The sequence below is a fragment of the Blautia sp. HA9023 genome, from assembly GCF_056504095.1.
Genome location: NZ_JBWLUR010000008.1, coordinates 31,951 through 54,675, shown reverse-complemented (window position 1 = coordinate 54,675; position 22,725 = coordinate 31,951). Strand labels below are relative to the sequence as shown.

Below are 22,725 nucleotides of genomic sequence, written 5' to 3'. Positions count from 1 at the left end.
TTTGGGGGAGAAAGTAACGCCGTTTTTTTATGCCCGCAGGAAAGGAGGTGCAGCCGGAATGTATTTCACAAAGGGCAAGCAGCGGGCGTTTGAATTGCTCATGCAGCAGAAGCCGGGATTTGACCGCTATCAATCCGGTTGTGCCGGAGATGATGAAGATTGCGGCACTTGCCGTTTCTACCGCCCCGGGTGGAAATATGAGTTTTGCGTTTTCAAAGAGTGTCCCTATTGCCCCGGCAAAAGGACGCGGAAAACGCACGCCAGCATGGACAAATAGACGGGCAAAAGCCCTTGTGCCATGCGGCTTTGCAGACGCGAAAACGGCAAAGGGCATATTGCAATACCAAAACAGCCGAAAACGGCTTTCTAATTGTCCACGCATACCAAGAGAGGAAGTGAGGAAATATGGCAGTTTTCAGAGTGGAGCGAAATACGGGATATACCGTTATGAGCAACCACCACTTGCGAAACAAGGAATTGTCCTTAAAGGCAAAGGGCTTGTTGTCGCAAATGCTTTCGCTGCCCGAAGATTGGGATTATACCCTTGCGGGCTTATCCCATATCAACCGGGAGAAGATCGACGCAATCCGCGAAGCGGTCAAAGAACTTGAAAAAGCCGGATATATCGTCCGCAGCCGGGAACGCGACGAGAAAGGACGTTTGCGCGGTGCGGATTATGTCATATACGAGCAGCCGCAGCCCAAAGAGCCGGAAGCAGCTACCAGCAGCGAACAGCCGCCTACATCGGATTTACCTACATTGGAAAATCCAACATTGGATAATCCAACGTTGGAAAAACCTACGTTGGAAAAACCTACGTTGGAAAATCCAACGCAATTAAATAAAGATATATCAAGTAAAGAACAATCAATTACTGATTTATCAAGTACCCATTCCATTCCTTTCCATTCCCTAAATCCCTTGCCTTATGAGCAGGACGAAGCGGCTACGCCGCCGGAAAGGAAAAGAACGGAAGCGAAAACAAACAGCGCAATAGAGATTTATCGGGAAATCATCAAAGACAACATCGACTATGACATTCTCATTCAAGACCCCAAAATGGATAAAGACCGTTTGGACGAGATTGTAGAAATCATGCTGGAAACCGTCTGCACAGCCCGAAAGACAATCCGTATCGCCGGGGACGACTACCCCGCCGAACTTGTCAAATCAAAGTTTATGAAGCTGAATAGCAGCCACGTTGAGTTTGTTTTGGACTGCATGAGGGAGAACACAACCAAAATCCGCAACATCAAGCAGTATCTAAAAGCGGTGCTGTTCAACGCACCGAGTACCATTGACAGCTACTATACCGCCCTTGTCAATCACGACTTTTACGGCAGCAAATGAGCATAGCCGCAGTTTACCGGGAAAGGAGTTGATACCTTGCAGGAGGAAGTAACCCAAAAAACGATTGCCCTATCCGTCAATGTGGGAAAAGGCGCGGCAAGGCTTACCGAACAGGCGTTGCAGAAAGCAATCAAGAAGTTTTTGGAGCAGAAAAGCAAAGCCCCGCATGGGAAACAGACCATGCGGCAGCTTATGAAGCAAAATGCGGGTGTTTCCAACATCGAGATCACCGACAGCAATATCAAAGCCTTTGAGAGTACCGCGAAGAAGTACAACATAGATTTTTCGCTGAAAAAGGTTAAGGGCGAACAGACCCGTTACCTTGTGTTTTTCAAAGGCAGGGACGCGGACGTTATGACCGCAGCGTTTCAAGAGTTTTCCGCAAAGAAGCTGAACAGGGATAAAAAGCCCTCTATCCGCAAAGCCCTTGCCGCAGCAAAGGACAAGGCGAAGCAGCTTAACGCCGCCCGCGACAAGGTAAAGAAAATAGACAGGGGGCGCGAGATATGAAGCAGATGAACTACAAAAAGTTGATAATCCCGAATATCCCCTATGTGTTCTTTGTCTATCTCTTTGATAAGGTGGGACAGGCGGTGCGGCTTGCCCCCGGCGCGGATATTTCCGAAAAGATACTCAATATCACACAGGGATTTTCCGAAGCGTTTTCAAATGCCTTGCCGAGCGTTCACCCGTTGGATTTGCTTATCGGCATTGTCGGCGCGGTGGTTATCCGTCTGATTGTCTATGTCAAAGGGAAAAACGCAAAGAAATACCGCAAGGGCGCAGAATACGGCAGCGCACGTTGGGGCAACGCCGAAGATATAAAGCCCTACATCGACCCGGATTTTCAGAACAACATCATTTTGACGCAGACCGAACGCCTTACCATGAACAGCCGCCCGAAGCAGCCGAAATATGCGAGAAATAAAAACGTCGTGGTGATCGGCGGCAGCGGCAGCGGCAAGACAAGGTTTTTCGTAAAGCCTAATTTAATGCAGCTTCATTCTTCCTACGTCTTGACCGACCCAAAAGGCACCGTCTTAATCGAGTGCGGAAAGCTCTTGCAGCGCGGCGGCTACAAGATAAAAGTGCTGAATACGATAAACTTCAAGAAATCCATGCGATATAACCCCTTTGTGTATATCCGCAGCGAAAAGGACGTGTTAAAGGTTGTCAATACCCTTATTGTCAATACCAAAGGCGAGGGAGAAAAAAGCGCGGAAGATTTTTGGGTGAAAGCCGAGAGATTATTATATTGCGCGTTGATCGGCTACATTTGGTATGAAGCCCCCGCCGAGGAAATGAACTTTACAACGCTGCTTGAACTTATCAATGCAAGCGAAGCACGCGAGGACGACGAGGAATACCAAAGCCCCGTTGATCTGCTCTTTGCCGATTTAGAAGAACGCAGCCCCGACCATTTCGCGGTGAAGCAATATAAAAAATACAAATTGGCGGCGGGCAAAACGGCAAAGTCAATCCTTATTTCTTGCGGTGCGCGTCTTGCCCCTTTTGATATAGAGGAACTCCGGGAACTCATGTCCTATGATGAATTGGAACTTGATACATTGGGCGACAGGAAAACCGCGCTTTTCCTCATAATGAGCGATACCGACGACACCTTTAATTTTGTTATCGCTATTCTGCAATCGCAGCTTTTCAATTTGCTTTGTGATAAAGCGGACGACAAATACAACGGCAAATTGCCTATTCATGTCCGGTTTTTGCTTGATGAATTTGCCAACATCGGGCAGATACCCCGCTTTGATAAGTTAATTGCGACCATTCGCAGCAGGGAAATGTCCGCTTCTATCATTCTGCAATCGCAGAGCCAACTAAAAGCCATTTACAAGGACGCGGCAGAAATCATACTTGATAATGCCGACAGCACCTTGTTTTTGGGAGGACGTGGGAAAAATGCAAAGGATATTTCGGATAACTTGGGACGGGAAACAATCGACAGTTTCAATACTTCCGAAAATCGCGGCACGCAGGTTTCTCATGGACTTACTTATCAAAAATTAGGAAAGGAGCTGATGACACAGGACGAAATAGCAGTTATGGACGGTGGGAAATGTATTTTGCAGCTACGCGGTGTGCGTCCCTTTTTAAGCGACAAATACGACATCACGAAACACCCGAACTACAAATACCTTTCCGACTTCGACAAAAGAAACGCTTTTGACGTGGAACGGTATATGTCTACCCGTCCGGCAATCGTAAAGCCCGATGAAGCCTTTGACATATACGAAATAGATTTGTCCGACGAGGACGCAGCCGCCGAGGAATAACGGCGGCATTTTCATTTTCAACAACTTTTTTTGAGCCGCACAGCGGCAGAAAGCGAGGTTTATATGGAGTTTTTCAACAGCGCAGTTGGTGTATTGCAGACTTTGGTTATCGCGCTTGGCGCAGGTCTTGGCATTTGGGGTGCCATTAACCTCATGGAGGGTTACGGCAACGACAATCCGGGCGCAAAGAGCCAGGGCATGAAGCAGCTCATGGCGGGCGGCGGCGTCGCTTTGATCGGCGGCACCCTTGTTCCCCTGCTTTCTCAACTTTTTGGATAATGCCTAAAACAAATACCACCCGCCGCGCCCTCTCGGAAACGGGAGGGCGCGGGAAAGGAGGGATTAACTTTTGATATGGCAGATGATTGAAGATTGGTTTCGCGGCATTTTGACAGACGGGATTTTATCGAACCTTTCCGGCTTGTTTGACAGCGTAAATACAGAGGTTGGAGAAATCGCAACACAAGTCGGCACGACCCCCGCCGGGTGGAACGCGGGCATATTCAACATGATACGCAGCCTTTCGGAAAACGTCATTGTACCGATTGCGGGCGTTATCATTACCTTTGTCATGTGTTATGAACTAATCCAGCTTGTAATTGAAAAAAACAATCTGCACGATCTCGACACTTGGATTTTCTTCAAATGGATTTTTAAGACCTTTGTTGCGGTGCTGCTGGTAACAAACACTTGGAACATCGTCATGGGAGTTTTCGACGTTACGCAGAGCGTCGTCAATCAGAGCGCGGGGGTTATCATATCCGATACAAGCATAGACGTTACCACCGTCATTACCGACATTGAAGCAAAACTCGACGCTATGAGCGTGGGCGGTCTTTTGGGGTTATGGTTTCAATCCCTCTTTGTAGGGCTTACCATGAAAGCCCTGTCAATCTGCATTATGCTTGTGGTGTATGGGCGCATGATTGAAATATATCTTGTAACGAGCGTTGCCCCTATCCCTATGGCAACAATGGTAAATCACGAATGGGGCAGCATGGGACAGAATTACTTAAAATCTTTGCTTGCGCTTGGTTTTCAGGCGTTTCTGATCTTGGTGTGTGTCGGCATTTATGCGGTGTTGATACAAACAATCGCAGCGACCGACGACATTTCCGGCGCGATCTGGGCTTGCATGGGCTATACCGTCCTCTTGTGCTTTACGCTTTTCAAAACGGGAAGCCTTGCAAAGAGCGTCTTTTCGGCACATTAAGGGGGTGAGTTATGATTTGAAAATCGGTTTAATCGACGTTGACAGCCATAATTTCCCCAACCTCTGCTTGATGAAGCTATCCGCGTATCATAAAGCAAAGGGGCATACGGTGGAATGGTGGAACGCAAAGGGGCGGTACGACCTTGTATATAAAAGCCGCGTCTTTACGGACACCTATTCCAAAGACACGATAACCGTTACCAACGCGGAACAAGTTATTTTCGGCGGTACGGGCTACGACACGAAAAACCGCTTGCCGCCGGAAGTGGAACACAGTTACCCGGATTATTCTATCTACCCGCAGTTTTTCGGGATTGCCTACGGCTTTTTAAGCCGGGGTTGTCCGAGAAATTGCGGGTTTTGCATTGTCAGCAGTAAAGAGGGACGCAAAAGTGTTAAGGTTGCGGATTTGTCCGAGTTTTGGAAATGGCAGCCGGAAATAAAAATCATGGACGCTAATCTGCTTGCCTGTCCCGACCATGAAAATCTCATTGAGCAGCTTATACGAAGCCGCGCATGGGTGGATTTTTCGCAAGGGCTGGATATTCGCCTTGTGAACAGGGATAATGTCAGCCTGTTAAATCGGGTACGGATAAAAGCGGTACATTTTGCATGGGATAATCCCGACGAGGACTTAACCGGGTATTTCCAACGTTTTTTGGATTTGACCGCCATTAAGAGCAGCCGCCAGCGGCGCGTGTATGTTCTTACCAACTACGGCAGCACTCACGAACAGGATTTATACCGCGTGAACACCTTGCGGGCTATGGGCTTTGACCCGTATGTGATGATTTACGAGCGTCCAACCGCCCCGCCTGTTACCCGCCATTTGCAACGGTGGGTAAATAACAAACGGCTTTTCTATGCTGTCCCCCGTTTTGAAGATTACATTCCGGGCAGAAAGGAGGTTTGAAATGGCGTATGTAACCGTCCCAAAGGACTTAACAAAAATCAAAAGCAAGGTAATGTTCAACCTTACGAAACGACAGCTAATTTGTTTCAGCGCGGCGGTAGCAATCGGACTGCCGCTGTTCTTTTTGGTAAAAGACAGCGTTGGAACAACCACAGCGGCATTGTGCATGGTGCTTGCCATGCTGCCTATGTTTTTGCTTGCCATGTACGAGAAAAACGGGCAACCGCTGGAAGTGATTATTCGGCAATTTGTGGAAGTGAAGTTTCTTCGCCCCAAAGAGCGACCTTATCAGACCAACAATTTTTATGCCGCCCTTGCGCGGCAAGAGCAATTAGATAAGGAGGTACGGGCGATTGTCAAAGGAAAAGAAAAACACCCAAAACGAAAAGCGTAAACTTTCCCGACAGGAAAGAAAACAGATAGATACCCTTATCCGACAGGCAAAGGGCGACGGGAAGCCCCATACGGCGCAGGACAGCATACCGTTTGAGCGAATGTATAAGGACGGGATTTGCCGCCTTGCAAACGGGCGGTATTCCAAGTGCATTGAGTTTGAGGACATCAACTATCAGCTTGCGCAGCCGGACGACAAAACCGCCATTTTTGAAGCCCTTTGCGATATGTATAACTCGTTCGACGCTTCTATCAGCGTGCAGCTTTCCCTAATCAGCCGCCATGCGAACAAGGACGATTTCAAGAACAGTATCACGATTGCGCCGCAGAATGATGACTTCGACAGTATCAGAGCAGAATACACCGAAATGCTTAGGACGCAGCTTGAACGCGGAAACAACGGGCTTATCAAGACCAAGTTTCTCACCTTTACCGTTGAAGCAAAGGACATTAGATCGGCGCGGGCGCGTCTTGCCCGCATTGAAACGGACACCCTCAACCATTTTAAGGTGATCGGCGCGGCGGCGCGGGTATTGGACGGGAAACAGCGTCTTGAAGTGCTGCATGGGATTTTCCACCCGGACGGGGAACGCTTTAACTTTGCGTGGGAATGGCTACCCGCAAGCGGTCTTTCTGTCAAAGACTTTATCGCGCCGTCCTCTTTCCGATTTGGCGACGGGCGAATGTTTCAAATGGGCGGCAAGTTTGGCGTAGTTTCCTTTTTGCAGATCGTCGCGCCGGAACTCTCCGACCGTATGCTTGCCGACTTCATGGACGCGGAAAACGGGATTATCGTCAATCTGCACATTCAGAGTATCGACCACAACGAAGCAATCAAGACGATTAAGCGCAAGATTACCGACCTTGACCGTATGAAAATCGAGGAACAGAAAAAAGCAATCCGCAGCGGCTACGACATGGATATTATTCCGTCCGACCTTGCCACCTACGGCGGGGAAGCAAAAAACCTACTCCGCGATTTGCAGAGCCGCAACGAAAGAATGTTTCTGCTTACGCTGCTTGTCTTAAACCTTGCAGATACCAAGCAGAAATTGGATAACGAAGTATTTGGAGCGGCGGCAATCGCGCAGAAATACAACTGCATTTTGACCCGCCTTGACTACCGGCAGGAACAGGGGCTTATGTCCTCTATCCCGTTGGGGGAAAACCTTATCCATATCCAGCGCGGCTTGACGACCAGCAGCACCGCCGTTTTCGTTCCCTTTACGGTGCAAGAGCTGTTCCAAAGCGGCGAAGCATTGTATTACGGCTTAAACGCCCTTTCCAACAACATGATTTTGTGCGACCGAAAGAAGCTGAAAAATCCCAACGGCTTGATACTCGGCACACCGGGCAGCGGCAAAAGTTTTTCTGCAAAACGCGAAATCACAAACGCTTTTCTTATCACGTCCGACGACATTATCATTTGCGACCCCGAAGCCGAATATTACCCCCTTGTCGGACGTTTGAAAGGACAGGTTATCAAGGTTTCGCAGAACAGCACGCAGTACATTAACCCTATGGATATTAACCTCAATTACAGCGAGGGCGACACGCCCATAGCCTTAAAGAGCGATTTTATCCTTTCCTTTTGTGAGTTGATTATGGGAGGTAAAAACGGGCTGGAAGCTGTCGAAAAGACCTTGATTGACCGCGCTGTTATCAGCGTGTACCGCAACTACCTTGCCGACCCGAAGCCGGAGAATATGCCGATTTTGGGCGACCTCTACGACGAGATCAAGAAGCAGCCGGAAAAGGAAGCGCAGCGTATCGCGGCGGCATTGGAACTCTATGTAAACGGCAGCTTGAACATTTTTAACCACAGGACAAACGTTGACATTCATAATCGCCTTGTCTGCTTTGATATTAAGGAACTCGGTACGCAGCTTAAAAAAGTCGGTATGCTTATCGTCCAAGACCAAGTATGGAACAGAGTAACGGTAAACCGCAGCGAGGGCAAGGCGACGCGGTATTACATCGACGAATTTCATTTACTCTTGAAAGAGGAACAGACCGCAGCATACAGCGTCGAGATTTGGAAGCGTTTTAGGAAGTGGGGCGGTATTCCGACAGGTATCACGCAGAACGTCAAAGACCTTTTGACGAGCAGAGAAGTTTCAAACGTTTTTGAAAACAGCGATTTTGTCTATATGCTCAACCAAGCACAGGGCGACAGGGAAATCCTTGCAAAGCAGCTTAACATTTCGCAGCAGCAAATGACCTATGTAACCCATTCCGACGCGGGCGAGGGGCTTATTTTCTACGGCAACGTGATTTTGCCCTTTATTGACCGTTTCCCGCAGGATACGGAACTGTACCGCGTCATGACGACCAAACCCGGCGAGGTGTCGGCATGAGGATAGAAACGGACAAAATCTATTGCGGCGACAGCTTGCAGGTGCTTCAAACCTTGCCGGAAAACGCAGTTGATTGTTGCGTAACGTCCCCGCCCTACTATGCCTTGCGGGACTATGGCGCAGACGGGCAGATCGGACGGGAAGCAACGCCGGAAGAATATGTTTCCCGCATTACGGCGGTATTCCATGAGGTAAAGCGGGTGCTTACGCCGGAGGGGACTTGTTGGCTGAATATCGCGGACACTTATTGCGGCACAGGCAGCAAAGCCGACCACCAAGACCCCAAATATCCCAAAGGCAGGAACGGGCAGCAAGTGGCGTTCAACCACCGCGCCCCCGGCTGTAAGCCCAAAGATTTAATCGGTATTCCGTGGCTTGTAGCCCTTGCCTTGCGGGGCGACGGTTGGTATTTGCGCAGTTCTATCATTTGGCACAAAACAAACCCCATGCCAGAAAGCACGCGGGACAGGCCGACCCGCTGCTATGAATATGTGTTTCTGCTTACCAAGTCAAAGAAGTATTACTACAATTGGCAAGCAGTAGCCGAGCCGATAGCCCCCACAACGGCGGGGCGGCTGAAAAGCGGAGTTAGCAAAGGAAACAAGTATAACGTTACTGTTCCGGGGCAAAACCAGCCGCAGAAAATCAACCGCCCCCGCGAAAAGGGCGCATACGCCGACGAGTTGATTTGTCCCGTCCGCAGCCGTCGCAACGTTTGGCAGATCAACAATGTCGCGTATCATGGCGGGCATTTCGCAGCATACCCGCCCAAACTTGCGGAAACGTGCATTTTGGCGGGCTGTCCCGTGGGCGGGATTGTCCTTGATCCGTTTTTAGGCAGCGGCACCACCGCAGCGGCGGCAAAGCACCTTTCCCGCCGCTATATCGGCATTGAGTTAAACCCCGACTATTGCACCCTTGCAAAACAGCGGATTGGAGGTGATGAAGATTGAGCAAGGAATGGAAAGCCCCCGACAAGGTAACGCAGAAAATGACCCGCGACGGGGCGGTTGCGGAAAACCTCACGACGGGCGAAACAACGAGTATCAGCGAAAGGCCGCAGGAGGAAAACTATTCCCAAGCCCCTACCGCAGCGGCAGAAAAGGCTGTTGACCGTATCGGCGCAGAGGTTGAACGGCAAGCGGCAAAGGGCGCAGGGAAAAAAGCCCTTGACGCGGCGCAGCTAAAAACCCATACTTCCCGCTTGCAGTTTTCCGAAGCGGAACGGGCAACGCCGGAATTGCAGAAATCTATCCGTAAATCCGAGAAAGCGGCAGACCGTTTAGACGCAGCGCGGGCGGCTATCCCCAAGCAGACCAAAATCAAGAAAGAGCGCGTTTTTGACGAAGCGAAAGGCAAGGCAAAGACGCGCCTTTCCTTTGAAAAGACGGATAAGCCCCCAAACGGCAAGTTGCGGCATAACCCCTTGTCCCGTCCGGCGCAGGAGTTGAACAGCACCGTACATGGGAAAATCTACGAGGTTGAGAAAGAAAATGTCGGTGTGGAAAGCGGGCACAGGGTAGAACTTGCGGGCGAGAAAGCGGGCGGTATGGCGGCGCGGACGGTAAAGCGCGGCATACGCAGCCACAAGCTGAAACCCTACCGGGCAGCGGCGGCAGCCGAGAGAAAGGCGGTAAAGGCAAACGCCGATTTCCTCTATCAAAAGGCGCTGCACGATAACCCCGCCCTTGCGCACTCAAACCCGATTTCCCGTTTTTGGCAGAAGCAGCGCATTAAAAAGCAGTATGCAAAGACGCTGAAAGCGGGCGGCAAAGTGAAAAAGACCGCCGAAGCCACCGCAAAGGCGGCGAAGAAAACCGCGCAGGAAACCAAACGGGCGACGTTCTTTGTCGTCCGGCACTGGAAAGGCTGCTTGCTTGTGGGCGGGATTGCCTTTATCGTGCTTCTGCTTTTCGGCGGCTTGTCCTCTTGCTCCCTCTTTGGCGGCAACAGCGGCAGCGGCTTAATTGCGTCGTCCTATCTTTCCGAGGACGCGGATATTACAGGCGCGGAAAGCGCGTATGCCGCTATGGAAGCCGAGTTACAAGATATGCTGAATAATATCGAGCGCGAATACCCCGGCTATGACGAATACCGGGTGAACGCGGACGAGATCGAGCATGACCCCTATGTGCTAATCTCTATCCTTTCCGCGCTGCATGAGGGCGTGTTTACCCTTGATGAAGCGCAAAGCACCCTTGAAATGCTCTTTGAGAAACAGTATATCTTGACCGTTGAGGAAGAAGTACAGGTACGATACCGCACCGAAACGAGGACGGACAGCGAGGGCAACGAATATGAGGTTGAAGTACCCTACAACTATTACATTCTCCATGTGGATTTGGAAAACTTCAACCTTTCCCATGTCCCCGTCTACATCATGGGCGAGGAACAGCTATCCATGTACGCTATGTATATGTCGTCGCTGGGAAACCGCCCCGATTTGTTCCCGTCGTCCGGCTATGTGTCTAAATACTATGAAAACCCGCCCGCCGATTATGAAGTACCCGCCGCGCTGCTTAATTCCGATGAACAGTTTGCGCGGCTCATAGAGGAAGCGGATAAATACGTCGGCTTTCCCTATGTGTGGGGCGGCAGCACCCCGGAAACCTCTTTTGATTGCAGCGGCTTTGTGAGTTATGTATTGACGAACAGCGGCCTATACAATACGGGCAGACTTGGGGCGCAAGGGCTTTACAACATTTCAACCCGCGTTTCCAACCCGCAGCCGGGGGATTTGGTTTTCTTTACGGGTACATACGACACGCCGGGGGTATCTCATGTGGGTATCTACGTTGGCGAGGACGGGGACGGAAGCCCCGTCATGCTGCATTGTGGCGACCCGATACAATACGCAAAACTTGATACAAGCTATTGGCAATCCCATTTTTACGCCTATGGGCGGCTACATTACAACTGACTTTGAAAGGAGTTTATTTCTATGGCAAACACGAAACTTGACCGTATCGAAAGGGATATTGAGAAAACGAGGGCGAAAATCCTTGAATACCAAAAAAGGCTGAAAGACCTTGAAGCGCAGAAAATCGAGGAAGAAAACGCGCAGATCGTTCAAATGGTGAAAGCGGTACACCTTGACGGGGCGCAGCTTGCCGCGTTCCTCTCCGCTTACGCCAGCGGCGAAATTGCCTTGCCACAGCCGGACGCAGACTACACCGACGAACAGGAGGAAACCGAAGATGAAGCATAAAAAACTGTTCCGCAGCGTTACCGCTTTGCTTGCCGCCCTTGTACTCATGGGCGGCTTTTCTGTTACCGCTTTTGCGGGCGGCGGTGATGTGAGCGACGAGCCGCCTACCCCCGTAACCGAAACCGAGCCGGAAGAAACGACGGGCGGCTATGAGCCGCAGCCCTTAACGCCGGAGGGCAACATGAGCCTTGTGGACGACATAACGGGCGAAGCGTCCGGCGATAAGCAGTTTATTACCGTCGTTACGAAAAACGGAAACTATTTTTACATCATCATTGACCGCGCCGAGGACGGGGAAAATACCGTCCATTTCCTTAACCAAGTGGACGAAGCGGATTTAACCGCCCTTATGGAGGACGGGCAGACCGAAGCCCCCGTTTGTAGCTGTACTGAAAAATGCGTTGCCGGAAGCGTCAACACCGATTGTCCCGTTTGCAGCGTCAACATGAGCGAGTGCGCGGGCAAGGAAGCCGAGCCGGAGCCGGAAGAAACCGAGCAGCCGCCGGAAGAAGAAAAAGGCGGCGGCATGGGTATTCTGCTTGTCGTGCTGCTTGTTGCCGCAGCGGGCGGCGGCGCGTTCTACTACTTTAAGATTTTGAAGCCCAAAAAGGACGCGGCGAAAGGCAGCAGCAGCCTTGACGACCTTGATTTTGACGAGGACGACGAGGAAACGGAAGTAGTCGAAACCGAACAGACCGAGCAGGAGGACGATAATCTATGAAACTTGTAATTGCAGAAAAACCGAGCGTCGGGGCGGCGATTGCCGCCGTTATGGGCGCGAATGAAAAGCGCAGCGGATATTTTGAGGGCGGCGGCTACCTTGTGTCGTGGTGTATCGGGCATTTGATTAGCCTTGCAGACGCGGCGACCTACAATGAACAATTCCGTAAATGGAAGTACGACGATCTTCCCATTGTCCCGCAGGAGTGGCAGTTTATTGTTGCCAGCGGCAAGGAGCAGCAGTTTTCCATTCTCAAAGACCTTATGCACCGCAGCGACGTTACCGAGATTATCAATGCTTGCGACAGCGGGCGCGAGGGGGAACTCATTTTCCGCTTTGTCTATGAACAGGCGAATTGCAAAAAGCCCTTTTCCCGCCTTTGGATTAGCAGCATGGAAGCAAGTGCAATCCGCGAGGGCTTTTCAAATCTCAAAGACGGGCGCGGCTATGACAACCTCTATCAATCCGCGCTTTGCAGAGCAAAGGCCGATTGGCTCATTGGCATTAACGCGACCCGCCTTTTCTCTATCCTCTACCATAAAACATTGAATGTCGGCAGAGTGCAAACGCCCACCCTTGCTATGCTGGTAAACCGCGACTATGCAATCAGCAGCTTTAAGAAAGAGAAATATCATGTCGTCCGGCTGGACGTTGGCGGCGTTGCCGCCCTTTCCGAAAGGCAGGACGACGAAGCGGCGGCGCGGCAGATGAAAGCGGCTTGCGAGAAATCGCAGGCCGTTTGTACTTCCCTTAAAAAAGAGAAAAAGACCGCAGCCCCGCCGAAACTGTTTGACCTCACCGCCTTGCAGCGGGAAGCAAACCGTTTGTATGGGTTTACGGCGAAACAGACCCTTGACTATGCGCAAGCCCTTTATGAAAAACGGCTTTTGACCTATCCCCGCACCGACAGCAAATATATCACTTCCGATATGGAGGGCAGCACAAAGGAACTTATCACCGGCCTTTGCGCTGCTCTCCCCTTTATGCAGGGCGTGAAGCTGCAAGCCGACCTTGCGAGGATTTGCGACAACAGCAAAGTAACCGACCATCACGCCATTTTGCCGACAGCGGAGTTTGTGAAAACGGGCTTTTCTTCCCTTGCCGAAAGTGAGAAAAAGCTAATGACCCTTGTGTGCGCAAAACTGCTTTGCGCCGTTGCCGCGCCCTATGAGTATGAAGCGGTTACGGCGGTTTTCACTTGCGGCGGCTATACCTTTACCGCAAAGGGCAGGACGACGCTTTGCGAGGGTTGGCGCGAGATTGAAAGACTATCCCGCGCCGCGTCCGGGGAACAGGACGAGGACGCAGAGCCGGAAGCGGTTTTACCCCCGCTTGCCGAGGGGCAGACCTTTGACAATCCGGCAGCGGAGATCTCCGAACGTTACACGCAGCCCCCAAAGGCATTTACCGAAGATACGTTACTTTCGGCTATGGAGAGTGCGGGAAAGGAGGACACGCCGGAGGACGCGGAGCGCAAAGGGTTAGGCACCACCGCGACGCGGGCGGGTATCATTGAAAAACTCATTAGCGCGGGCTTTGCCGAGCGCAAGGGCAAAAAGCTAATCCCCACAAAGGACGGGTATAACCTTGTCGCTATTCTGCCCGACAGCCTTACGTCCCCGCAGCTTACGGCAGAATGGGAAACGCGCCTTACCGGGATTGCAAAGGGCAGCGACAGCCCCGCCGACTTCATGCGCGGGATTGAGGAAATGACAGCGGGGCTTGTCAAGACCTATTCCGCGATTTCCGAGGATAAAGCGAAGCTGTTTACCCCGCAGCGGGAAGCAATCGGCACTTGCCCCCGTTGCGGCGCGGCGGTTTACGAGGGCAAGAAAAACTTTTACTGCTCCGACAGGGCTTGCAGCTTTGTGATGTGGAAGAATGACCGCTTTTTTGAGCAGCGCAAAAAGGCTTTCACAAAGGCGATTGCCGCCGCCCTTTTGAAAGACGGAAAGGTAAAAATCAAAGGTATGTACTCGACCAAGACGGGAAAGACCTTTGACGGAGTTGTGCTGCTTGCCGACACAGGCGGCAAGTATGTAAACTTCCGCGTCGAGCAGAACCGAAAATGATAAGGCTTGATGAAAAGCAATACCGCGCCGTAAAGAAAATGACCCGCGCCGCTTGTGCAAACAACGATTGCGGGAATTGTCTGCTGCTGGACGACGGGGAAACTTGCGTTTGTGTGCAGAGTATCAGCTATTCGCTGCTATGCCGCTATTTCCGCGAAGCGGTATTACCCGCCGACAGGCAGCTTTGCGAACAGATCACCCGCAGCGGGGAAACCGATTTGAAGCGTTGCGCGGTATGCGGCAGCACGTTTGCGGCGGGCAGCAACCGGGCGAAATACTGCCCCGATTGCGCGGCAAAGATACGCCGCAGACAGAAAGCCCAAAGCGAGAGAAACAGGCGTTTACGGATAAAAACAACTACATAGCAAGCACAGCAAACGAGTACCCGTTTGCGAGAAATGCCCGCGCTTCCCATAGAGAGCGCGGGCATTTTGCTTGTTGGGATAGTCCCAAACCCTTATATGACCGAGAAAGGACGTGATGAAAGAATATGCCGTATTCCTCATACGACCATGACAAATTAGAAGCCGCCGAAACCATGCGGATAGAACGCCGGATATATTTTGAAGCAAAGGACAGGGAGATTGCCCCTTATGCTTCCTTGCCGATTGCGCAGCTACTTTCCATGCGCAGCGAAAGCGCGGCGGCAGAACAGGCGATTTTTGACGACCTTAAAGAACGCGCCGCCGCATGGGAAGAACAGGCGGGAAGAACGCTTTTGCTGGATAAAACACTTGAATATGTGAGAACGCCGCACGTCCAGCACACCGCTAACGAGTGGCAGACCACCGAGCATAACCGCCATATTCGCAGCAACCGGGTATATCAGATGAATTACCACATTTACGAAAACACCCGTTACGACAGGGAGAAGCAGCAAAGCGTCCCTTACTCCTATTCTCTCACATGGGGCGTTTATACCAACAGCCCGAACAGGAACGGGCAAGCGAAGATTGCCGGACAAGATAGAAAGGTTTTCACCGACAAGGCAGCTATGGAAAAGTATCTGAATGGGCGTATCAAAGCGTATGACCGCTTGTTTACGGAAATCTCCCCGCCTATCCCGCAGGAGTACGCCGACTATTTCAAAGTAAACGGTATGCTCATGCCGGACTACACCATAGAGGGCGAAGAACCCCCGCAGCAGCAACAGGCGGCAGCTATCCCCGAAAATACCGGGCAGGAAAAGGAGCGTGAACACATGAGCGAACAGTTTTCTATTATGATAGGCAACCGCAGCCGCTTTGACGCGGGCGACCCCGGCGGCTATTGGTTGGATATGCCCGCCACAAAGGAGCAGTTGCACGAAGCTATGCGGAACGTCGGCATTACCGCCGACAACCCGCAGGATTTTTCCATTCGCGGCTATTCCGACGACCCGGAGAAACATATTGCCTTGCCTTATGAAATGGTATGCGCCGCCGACGTGGACGAACTCAATTTTCTTGCGGCGCGGCTCGAACAGCTTGACCCCGCCGAGGTTGGCAAGCTGAACGCAGCTTTGCAGCAGAAAAACGGGCTTGCAAATATTGGACAGGTAATTGACTTCACCTACAACGTGGATTTTTACGTCCATATCCCCGAAGTACATAACTACCACGATTTGGGCGACTATTACTTAAATCAATCCGGCATGGTACAAATGCCCGAAGAATGGAAAGGCGGCATTGACCTTTCTACTTTTGGCAGGAACGCTGCCGCGCAGGAAAAAGGCGCGTTTACCGAGTACGGCTATATCGTGGAAAGCGGCGACGAGTGGGAACGGCAGTTTGAGGGGCGCGAAGTGCCGGAAGAATACCGCATTATGAGTTACCCGCAGCCGGAGCGCGGCGAACAGGACAAAGCCTATATGGACGCAGCCGAAACGCAGCAAGCAGACGCACAGGCCGCAGAGCCGCAGCAGCCCCGCCCCGTCGTCCCCATTATCCTTACTTCCGAAAAGCCCGCCGAAAAGGTAAAGGAGATCACCGCGCGTTTGGAACAGGGCGTACAGGCGATTTTTGACAGCGACCGCTACAAAGAGTTTCTAACCGCTATGTCAAAGTTCCATGATTATAGTTTGAATAACACTATCCTAATTGCTATGCAGGGCGGCAATTTGGTAATGGGCTTCCGTCAATGGGAAAAGGAGTTTGACCGCCATGTAAAGAAAGGCGAGAAAGGCATTAAAATCTTTGCCCCCGCGCCCTACAAGGTGAAAAAGCTGGTTGATAAAATCGACCCCGAAACGAGAAAGCCCATGCTTGACCGCGAGGGAAAAGTGGTAAAGGAAGAAAAGGAAATCACCGTCCCCGCCTTTAAGGTTATAACCGTCTTTGATATTTCGCAGACCGAGGGCAAGGAGTTTCCCGACCTTTCCGTTAAACCGCTGCTTGCCGATGTGGAGCAGTACGAGGATTTTTTCGCCGCCCTTGAAAAAGCGTCCCCCGTCCCGATTGCATTTGAGCAGATCACAAACGGCGCAAATGGGTATTTCAGTTTGACCGACAAGCGTATTGCAATCAAAGAGGGCGTGAGTGAATTACAGGCGGTAAAGACCGCCATTCACGAAATCGCCCATGCGAAGCTGCACGACGTAGACTTAAACGCCCCGCCGGAGCAGCAAAACCGCGTTGACCGCCATACCTGCGAGGTAGAAGCGGAAAGCGTCGCTTATACGGTTTGCCAGCATTTCGGCCTTGATACTTCCGATTACTCTTTCGGCTATGTGGCTGGTTGGAGCAGCGGCAAGGAAATGACCGAGTTAAAAGCGTCCCTTGAAACAATACAGACCACCGCAAAGGAACTCATTACCGAGATTGAGGGGCATTTTACCGAGTTGCAGCAGCAGCGGCAAGCCGAGCAGGAGCAGGGCGATACCTTTTCCATTTATCAGTTAAAGCGCGGGGACGAAACAAGGGACTTGCGCTTTGAGCCTTATGACCGTCTGCAAGCGGCTGGACTTACCATTGACCGGGTAAATTATGAACTCGTCTATACTGCACCGCTTACAAAGGATATGACGCTGGGCGACATTTGGGAAAGGTTTAATATCGACCACCCCGCCGACTTTAAGGGGCATAGCCTTTCCGTTTCCGACATTGTTGTGCTTCATCAGAACGACGAGGACACCGCCCACTATGTAGACAGTATCGGTTTTCAGCAAGTGCCGGAGTTTTTGCAGGAGCAGCAGACCCCCGTATTTGACAAGCTGCCGCCCGAACAGCAGCAAGCCTTGTCCGACACCGTACAAGACACTTTGCAAATGCTGGTTGACGCAGACAAGCGGATTTATGGCGACGTTACGGGCAAGACCCTTGAAGCAATCGCGGCGCAAGGATATTCCTACAAGGACGGGCAGCTTGAAAAGCAGCAGCCGGAAGCGACCCCCGACAGCCTTTTGACGGGTGAAACCGTTAGAACGCCGAGGGGCAATTTTCATATTACCGATATGAGCCGTGAACAGATCGAAGCGGCGGGCTTTGGTTTTCATCATGCGTCGGAGGACGGGAAGTATCTCATTATGGGAAATGGCACACAGGCTTATGCCATAGCCGCCGAGCAGCCGCAGCGGGATAATCCCTTAAAGCACGTCGAGGACACCATAGAGCAGAACGACAACAATTTTGACGGGCTTATCAATAATACGCCGCAAACGCCCACCGTCGCGGATTTTGAGCAGCGGGCAAAGGCGGGGGAAGCGATTTCCGTTACCGACCTTGCAAAAGCGGTAAAAGCCGAGAAACGGGAACAGCCGCAGAAAAAACCGTCCATTTTGAAGAAGCTGGACGAATACAAGAAACAGGCGGCGCAGCAGCCGAAAGATAAACAGAAAGAGCATAAAAAGGATTTGGAGGTTTGATAGCATGAATACCCGCTTTACCATTGAGGAAGAAAACATTGTTGCGATCTACGCCGAGGACAGCCGGGAAACAACGCTTGAAAATATCCTTGCCGCCATGCCCTACATGGACGAGGATATGCGCCAGCTTGCCGCCGCAGCGGTGAACAAGCTGCAAGCCATGACGGACAGCGAGTTTTCCGAAAGGGAGTTTATCTTGACCGACGAGGAATAGCCCATAGAGAACAGGGGCGCGGTTGCCGATTTCCGGCACCGCGCCCCTGTTCTTTTTTTGTCCTTGCGTGGACAATTAGAAAGCCGTTTTTGCGGGTTTGAATATACTTTATCGTCTATGTCGTTTTCATGCGCTGGAAGCCGCAGAAACACAGGCGTTTTCAGCCCTTAACATTCCACTTGCCACCCCATGTTTTGCGCCTTATCGCTCCTGCTCCCGCGCCCTGCTTTGGGACGGGTAAAGAATACTATCGACGTTCTTTTTGACAACGCCGTATTCCTGCATTTGCTTCTTGGCTTGCCGATAATCTTCATACAATTTGGTTTTCCTGTCGTTTAAGCTTCTATACTCCTTGCGCAGCGCGGCGAGATCGGGCAGCTTCTTTATCTGCATTTCCTTTAATGCCCTTGCCGCAGCTTCAAACAGGATAATTTCGCTTTCATGTCCCCGCAGATACTTTTCCTTGTCCGGCGATTTTCGGTATTCATCGTAAATCGGTTTTAACTGTCGGTATGTGGTGGTGTGCTTGATAAGCAGCGACAAATCAGACATACGCTGTTCCACTTCCTTAACCGCCTTTGCCGCCGCGTCATGGGCGGTCATAATATCCGCGATTTTGCTTTCAAGTTCGCTGTAATACTCAATCTTATTTTCGGTTAGGAAGTTCATGCTTTTAGCAGCCTGTTTCAGATTATGGATTTTCGCCCACCGTTCATAGCCCGCCGACTGTTGGGCTTTGATACTGTTTTCAAGATCAACGACAAGCCGGATTTTTTTATCTTCCCGCAGCGTTTTTGTTTTGGCAACATACACGCCCTTGATACGCTCCTTTATCGCTTCTTCCGTATAGGCCGCGCCGAGCGTCTTTGTGCGGGTAAACCGTTCCTGTCCGGCGGCGCGGAAAGAAATGTATTTGCCCTGTTTGATTTCATATCCCATTTCCTGCAAGCGGCGCAGCAGTTCGTCAAAATCTTTCACTCGGGGAATGAGGTTATCTATCGCCGTTTTCAGCTTGGCTTTATAGCTTGTACCTTGCTTTTCGGCGGTATATTCCGCATAGCTTTTCCCTCTGTCCTGTCCCGGCACGACGACGGATAGCCCATGCTCTTTACATATCCTGTCGCTGGTGCGCCGGATATGGTAATAGCTTTGTTTGTTGGAATGGTACTTTTTGTAGTCAACGAAGCTGACCGAGTTAAAAATCAAGTGATTATGCAGATGGTCTTTATCGACGTGAGTTGTCAAAACAAACTCATACTTGCCGCCTAATACCGCCCCGGCAAGTTCCATGCCGATTTTGTGCGCTTCTTCCGGTGTGGTTTCTCCCACCGCAAAGGATTGTATCAAGTGCCGCCCTAAATGTGTGCCGCGATCTCCGGCAGCTTCCCGCGTCCATGCAAACTCAATATCGGCGGTTTCCAGCCCGCAGCCGAAAGAGGACGCAAGCAGCTTCCCGTCTGTCTTTTCGGGATTTAAGATATAGTCTATCGCAGCCTTTAAGGTTGATTTAATAGGGTGCGTCTTTGTAACCGCCATATCTCGTCCACCGCCTTTTTAATGTCCTCTATATCCTGCCTGTAAACCGTCCCCGTCGCATTGGCGCGTTTTGCAATTTGGTTGATGTTCCGGCTCACCGCTTGCAGTTCCCGGATATATGCTTTTGTGTCGCTTCGGTCAACGACAAGAATATACCCGTCTATCGCCATTTTACGGAAGTATGCCCCATACTGCTTTATGGGAAGCTGCTTCATCTTCTCGTCGATCAGCCGCTTTTCTTCTTCCGTAACGTAAAACTTCATCTGTATATTTCTCTTTCGGTTTTCCATTTCCGCACCGCCTTTCGGTATAAGGGTTTGGGATTATCCCAACAAGCATTTTCCGCAAACGGGTACTCGTTTGCTGTGCTTGCTATCTACTCCATACCCCCACCGAAAGGCGGTATTTGTTGCGCGTTCCTTTGATTTTGGACGCAAAAAAAGATTGCAGCCGCCATGCGCTGCAATCTCCCGATTTCTCATATTGTGAGGTTAATCCTCTGCTTTTTCGACTTCCGTTATCTCCCTTGCTGTTGCGGTTACAATCCGTATGCCTTTATCGCTCATACCGTCCAGCAGCGCGTCAAGCTGCCGCCGCCCGGTGGATTTCTCCGCATTGCTGTTCGGGAAGAAAAATTGATCTACCGAAATATGATACCGGGTTACAAGGTCATAGAATACCTGTAAACTCGGCTGTTGTCCCTTGTTCTCGATATTCGCAAGGTAGCGCGGGGAAATATATAACTCGTCGCTTACCTTTTTGCGGCTCTCGCCGTATTCATTTCTCGCGGCTTTTATAGCTGCCCCGAAAGCCTTAAAGTCGTACAATGGTACGGGTCTTTTTGCCATTTTCATTCACCCTGTTACATTTTACAGTTCACCTTTCTTTTTGGATATGTCCACACAATTCATATCATTAGGTTAAATACTTCCTGTTGTGTATTGACAGTAGACTGATTTTCTGATAAAATAAAATTTATGTAAAAGGAGGCGGCGTTTATGTTGCATAGCATGCGTATTAGATAAGCATTGAAAAAAAGGATTTTCCCATTTTCAACATGGGCTTTTTTGTCATGCTTATTTTGCGGATGCTATACAAAAAACTAACGACGTATAGATATAATATAGACATAGTGCAAGCTATGCCTTAGTTTTGTTGTACTGCTCTGTGCATTATAAATGCAGGTCAATGCTCATGTTGAGGATTGACCTGCATTTTTTTGTGTAAAAAGGACGAGTGAAATATAATGCTTAAAAAATATTGGATAAAATGTCCGATTTGTAACGGAAAGACGAGAGTTCAAGTATTTCATAATACTGTATTAAAAGATTTTCCTCTTTTCTGCCCTAAATGCAAATTGACGCATATCATTGATGTAGAAAAATTAGAGATTGTAATCAAAAATACAGAAAAACAAACTTTTATTATTTAGAAGAAAGGATATAAAAATGAAACGTTTACCTAAATATACGCCTGCGGAAGTACGGAATGATCCATACGGATTTACTTACAAAGAAATGTCGGAAGTTATTGGCGAGAATGAAGCAAAAGCCTTATATGAAGAATTATATAAGCAATTACCACGCAAAAAAAATCTATCAATGTTGGTAAAAAATATTTGCAAAAGCAGTGATACTGAAAAGTATGTTTACGAACTGAAAGACAACAAATACATTGAAACGGTTTTTATCAAGCGGCGAGATGGTGGAACTGTTTGCGTGAGCACACAAGTCGGTTGTCCTGTTGGTTGTATTTTTTGTGAGTCCGGGCGAAATGGCTTTGTTCGTAATCTAACATCGTCAGAAATCGTACAACAGATTATATTGTTGCGTCGAAAAGTAAACCGTATCGTTTTTATGGGTATGGGAGAGCCTTTATTCAATTATGACAACTTGATAAAAGCAATCCATATTCTCCGAGATAGATATGGGCTCAACTTTCCAACCGACGGCATTACCATATCAACAGTTGGTCCGGTCGATCAATTAAAAAAATTGCGCGAGGAACATCTTAAAATTCAGTTGACAATATCTTTACACGCAGCAACACAATCTGCAAGAAATCGTATTATTCCTCACATGCGCATATATGCTATTGAAGATGTTGTTAAGCAAGCCTTATCCTATTCTGAAAGGCATAATCGCAAAATTGTCTTTGCGTATTTGCTTTTACCGGGTATAAATGACCGGCCCTCAGATGTAAGACAACTTGCAAAATGGTTTCGGGGCAAAAAAGTTATGATTAACGTGTTACAATACAACCCAACAAGCAATTCAAGAATTAAAGCACCACAGAAACGGGAAATAGTTGCATTCAAACATCAATTAGAGCAAGCAGGACTTGAAGTTACTATGAGAGTTTCTCATGGCAGAGAGATTAACGCGGCTTGTGGACAGTTAGCTAACACATATAATAAATTCAAAAAAAAATGATTAAAAGTGCCAGACGCATAGACGCAGAGCCGATAACGCATTAGGTCAAAAAACCTATGTGTTATCGGCTTTTTTATTTAATATTGCGCAAAAGCCGCTGTTCCCTATTATAGAATGGATTGCGGGTAGTGTATTAAAGTCGCCCTTTTTTAAGGATACGGCGGTATCGGGGAGGTATCGCCGT

The 22,725-nt window shown here is 49.8% G+C and carries 22 protein-coding genes; 19 read left to right on the top strand and 3 right to left on the bottom strand.

Annotation, left to right across the window (positions count from 1 at the left end):
* The first annotated feature begins 58 nt into the window (after nucleotides 1-58).
* The 17 genes from AC04Q6_RS10160 (at nucleotide 59) to AC04Q6_RS10080 (ending at nucleotide 18,573) form a co-directional block, all read left to right on the top strand.
* A complete protein-coding gene (locus AC04Q6_RS10160; protein WP_002604486.1) occupies nucleotides 59-277 on the top strand; it encodes a hypothetical protein in 219 nt (72 codons plus the stop codon).
* 128 nt (nucleotides 278-405) lie between these two features.
* On the top strand, nucleotides 406-1,350 hold the full coding sequence (locus AC04Q6_RS10155; protein WP_055143522.1) for a DUF6017 domain-containing protein: 945 nt from the start codon (nucleotides 406-408) through the stop codon (nucleotides 1,348-1,350).
* Between the two features lie 36 nt (nucleotides 1,351-1,386).
* A complete protein-coding gene (locus AC04Q6_RS10150) occupies nucleotides 1,387-1,860 on the top strand; it encodes a PcfB family protein (protein ID WP_006775667.1) in 474 nt (157 codons plus the stop codon).
* 5 nt (nucleotides 1,861-1,865) lie between these two features.
* Nucleotides 1,866-3,641 carry a VirD4-like conjugal transfer protein, CD1115 family gene (locus tag AC04Q6_RS10145; protein ID WP_476389726.1) on the top strand — a complete coding sequence of 592 codons (1,776 nt, stop codon included), beginning with the start codon at nucleotides 1,866-1,868 and terminating at the stop codon, nucleotides 3,639-3,641.
* A gap of 63 nt (nucleotides 3,642-3,704) precedes the next feature.
* Complete coding sequence (locus AC04Q6_RS10140; protein ID WP_003431213.1) at nucleotides 3,705-3,920, top strand: Maff2 family mobile element protein; 216 nt, start codon at nucleotides 3,705-3,707, stop codon at nucleotides 3,918-3,920.
* Between the two features lie 82 nt (nucleotides 3,921-4,002).
* Nucleotides 4,003-4,854, top strand: a complete 852-nt coding sequence (locus AC04Q6_RS10135; protein WP_003431220.1) for a VirB6/TrbL-like conjugal transfer protein, CD1112 family — start codon at nucleotides 4,003-4,005, stop codon at nucleotides 4,852-4,854.
* Nucleotides 4,855-4,870: 16 nt separating this feature from the next.
* The gene (locus AC04Q6_RS10130) at nucleotides 4,871-5,767 is read left to right on the top strand and encodes a radical SAM protein (RefSeq protein WP_007860209.1); all 897 of its coding nucleotides are present in this window, start codon (nucleotides 4,871-4,873) and stop codon (nucleotides 5,765-5,767) included.
* A 1-nt stretch (nucleotide 5,768) separates the two neighbouring features.
* Complete coding sequence (locus tag AC04Q6_RS10125) at nucleotides 5,769-6,161, top strand: PrgI family protein (protein ID WP_007860207.1); 393 nt, start codon at nucleotides 5,769-5,771, stop codon at nucleotides 6,159-6,161.
* A complete protein-coding gene (locus tag AC04Q6_RS10120) occupies nucleotides 6,121-8,517 on the top strand; it encodes a VirB4-like conjugal transfer ATPase, CD1110 family (RefSeq protein WP_055143062.1) in 2,397 nt (798 codons plus the stop codon). The genes AC04Q6_RS10125 and AC04Q6_RS10120 overlap by 41 nt, the downstream gene beginning before the upstream one ends.
* Entirely contained in the window at nucleotides 8,514-9,470 is a 957-nt protein-coding gene (locus AC04Q6_RS10115; RefSeq protein WP_055143064.1) for a DNA-methyltransferase, read from the top strand. Before AC04Q6_RS10120 ends, AC04Q6_RS10115 begins: the two co-directional genes overlap by 4 nt.
* Entirely contained in the window at nucleotides 9,467-11,437 is a 1,971-nt protein-coding gene (locus tag AC04Q6_RS10110; RefSeq protein WP_055143066.1) for a C40 family peptidase, read from the top strand. The genes AC04Q6_RS10115 and AC04Q6_RS10110 overlap by 4 nt, the downstream gene beginning before the upstream one ends.
* A gap of 21 nt (nucleotides 11,438-11,458) precedes the next feature.
* Nucleotides 11,459-11,725 carry a DUF4315 family protein gene (locus AC04Q6_RS10105; protein ID WP_003508256.1) on the top strand — a complete coding sequence of 89 codons (267 nt, stop codon included), beginning with the start codon at nucleotides 11,459-11,461 and terminating at the stop codon, nucleotides 11,723-11,725.
* The gene (locus tag AC04Q6_RS10100) at nucleotides 11,715-12,446 is read left to right on the top strand and encodes a DUF4366 domain-containing protein (RefSeq protein ID WP_055143068.1); all 732 of its coding nucleotides are present in this window, start codon (nucleotides 11,715-11,717) and stop codon (nucleotides 12,444-12,446) included. The genes AC04Q6_RS10105 and AC04Q6_RS10100 overlap by 11 nt, the downstream gene beginning before the upstream one ends.
* Entirely contained in the window at nucleotides 12,443-14,518 is a 2,076-nt protein-coding gene (locus AC04Q6_RS10095) for a type IA DNA topoisomerase (RefSeq protein ID WP_002584963.1), read from the top strand. Before AC04Q6_RS10100 ends, AC04Q6_RS10095 begins: the two co-directional genes overlap by 4 nt.
* The gene (locus AC04Q6_RS10090) at nucleotides 14,515-14,883 is read left to right on the top strand and encodes a cysteine-rich VLP domain-containing protein (protein ID WP_002584962.1); all 369 of its coding nucleotides are present in this window, start codon (nucleotides 14,515-14,517) and stop codon (nucleotides 14,881-14,883) included. The genes AC04Q6_RS10095 and AC04Q6_RS10090 overlap by 4 nt, the downstream gene beginning before the upstream one ends.
* A gap of 125 nt (nucleotides 14,884-15,008) precedes the next feature.
* Nucleotides 15,009-18,359 carry a YodL domain-containing protein gene (locus AC04Q6_RS10085; RefSeq protein WP_117471272.1) on the top strand — a complete coding sequence of 1,117 codons (3,351 nt, stop codon included), beginning with the start codon at nucleotides 15,009-15,011 and terminating at the stop codon, nucleotides 18,357-18,359.
* 4 nt (nucleotides 18,360-18,363) lie between these two features.
* Nucleotides 18,364-18,573 (top strand): transposon-transfer assisting family protein, encoded by a 210-nt coding sequence (locus AC04Q6_RS10080; RefSeq protein WP_002584960.1) that lies wholly within the window; start codon nucleotides 18,364-18,366, stop codon nucleotides 18,571-18,573.
* Between the two features lie 201 nt (nucleotides 18,574-18,774).
* Here AC04Q6_RS10080 and AC04Q6_RS10075 read toward each other — a convergent pair whose 3' ends face one another.
* The 3 genes from AC04Q6_RS10075 to AC04Q6_RS10065 form a co-directional block, all read right to left on the bottom strand.
* The gene (locus AC04Q6_RS10075; protein ID WP_055143071.1) at nucleotides 18,775-20,109 is read right to left on the bottom strand and encodes a relaxase/mobilization nuclease domain-containing protein; all 1,335 of its coding nucleotides are present in this window, start codon (nucleotides 20,107-20,109) and stop codon (nucleotides 18,775-18,777) included.
* The gene (locus AC04Q6_RS10070; RefSeq protein ID WP_002584958.1) at nucleotides 20,070-20,399 is read right to left on the bottom strand and encodes a plasmid mobilization protein; all 330 of its coding nucleotides are present in this window, start codon (nucleotides 20,397-20,399) and stop codon (nucleotides 20,070-20,072) included. Before AC04Q6_RS10070 ends, AC04Q6_RS10075 begins: the two co-directional genes overlap by 40 nt.
* A 201-nt stretch (nucleotides 20,400-20,600) precedes the next feature.
* On the bottom strand, nucleotides 20,601-20,957 hold the full coding sequence (locus AC04Q6_RS10065) for a helix-turn-helix transcriptional regulator (protein ID WP_002584957.1): 357 nt from the start codon (nucleotides 20,955-20,957) through the stop codon (nucleotides 20,601-20,603).
* 398 nt (nucleotides 20,958-21,355) lie between these two features.
* Between AC04Q6_RS10065 and AC04Q6_RS10060 the strand changes: the two genes are divergently transcribed.
* Both AC04Q6_RS10060 and rlmN read left to right on the top strand, forming a co-directional pair.
* On the top strand, nucleotides 21,356-21,541 hold the full coding sequence (locus AC04Q6_RS10060; RefSeq protein WP_003431289.1) for a cysteine-rich KTR domain-containing protein: 186 nt from the start codon (nucleotides 21,356-21,358) through the stop codon (nucleotides 21,539-21,541).
* A gap of 16 nt (nucleotides 21,542-21,557) precedes the next feature.
* Nucleotides 21,558-22,541 (top strand): 23S rRNA (adenine(2503)-C(2))-methyltransferase RlmN, encoded by a 984-nt coding sequence (gene rlmN / locus AC04Q6_RS10055; RefSeq protein WP_002584956.1) that lies wholly within the window; start codon nucleotides 21,558-21,560, stop codon nucleotides 22,539-22,541.
* The last annotated feature ends 184 nt before the right edge of the window (nucleotides 22,542-22,725 follow it).

Excerpts from the sequence above, each read along its gene's own strand:
- AC04Q6_RS10160 (WP_002604486.1), top strand. The coding sequence starts at position 59 with ATGTATTTCACAAAGGGCAAGCAGCGGGCGTTTGAATTGCTCATGCAG.
- AC04Q6_RS10155 (WP_055143522.1), top strand. The coding sequence starts at position 406 with ATGGCAGTTTTCAGAGTGGAGCGAAATACGGGATATACCGTTATGAGC.
- AC04Q6_RS10145 (WP_476389726.1), top strand. The coding sequence starts at position 1,866 with ATGAACTACAAAAAGTTGATAATCCCGAATATCCCCTATGTGTTCTTT.
- AC04Q6_RS10140 (WP_003431213.1), top strand. The coding sequence starts at position 3,705 with ATGGAGTTTTTCAACAGCGCAGTTGGTGTATTGCAGACTTTGGTTATC.
- AC04Q6_RS10135 (WP_003431220.1), top strand. The coding sequence starts at position 4,003 with ATGATTGAAGATTGGTTTCGCGGCATTTTGACAGACGGGATTTTATCG.
- AC04Q6_RS10125 (WP_007860207.1), top strand. The coding sequence starts at position 5,769 with ATGGCGTATGTAACCGTCCCAAAGGACTTAACAAAAATCAAAAGCAAG.
- AC04Q6_RS10115 (WP_055143064.1), top strand. The coding sequence starts at position 8,514 with ATGAGGATAGAAACGGACAAAATCTATTGCGGCGACAGCTTGCAGGTG.
- AC04Q6_RS10105 (WP_003508256.1), top strand. The coding sequence starts at position 11,459 with ATGGCAAACACGAAACTTGACCGTATCGAAAGGGATATTGAGAAAACG.
- AC04Q6_RS10100 (WP_055143068.1), top strand. The coding sequence starts at position 11,715 with ATGAAGCATAAAAAACTGTTCCGCAGCGTTACCGCTTTGCTTGCCGCC.
- AC04Q6_RS10095 (WP_002584963.1), top strand. The coding sequence starts at position 12,443 with ATGAAACTTGTAATTGCAGAAAAACCGAGCGTCGGGGCGGCGATTGCC.
- AC04Q6_RS10090 (WP_002584962.1), top strand. The coding sequence starts at position 14,515 with ATGATAAGGCTTGATGAAAAGCAATACCGCGCCGTAAAGAAAATGACC.
- AC04Q6_RS10085 (WP_117471272.1), top strand. The coding sequence starts at position 15,009 with ATGCCGTATTCCTCATACGACCATGACAAATTAGAAGCCGCCGAAACC.
- AC04Q6_RS10080 (WP_002584960.1), top strand. The coding sequence starts at position 18,364 with ATGAATACCCGCTTTACCATTGAGGAAGAAAACATTGTTGCGATCTAC.
- AC04Q6_RS10075 (WP_055143071.1), bottom strand. The coding sequence starts at position 20,109 with ATGGCGGTTACAAAGACGCACCCTATTAAATCAACCTTAAAGGCTGCG.
- AC04Q6_RS10070 (WP_002584958.1), bottom strand. The coding sequence starts at position 20,399 with ATGGAAAACCGAAAGAGAAATATACAGATGAAGTTTTACGTTACGGAA.
- AC04Q6_RS10065 (WP_002584957.1), bottom strand. The coding sequence starts at position 20,957 with ATGGCAAAAAGACCCGTACCATTGTACGACTTTAAGGCTTTCGGGGCA.
- AC04Q6_RS10060 (WP_003431289.1), top strand. The coding sequence starts at position 21,356 with ATGCTTAAAAAATATTGGATAAAATGTCCGATTTGTAACGGAAAGACG.
- rlmN (WP_002584956.1), top strand. The coding sequence starts at position 21,558 with ATGAAACGTTTACCTAAATATACGCCTGCGGAAGTACGGAATGATCCA.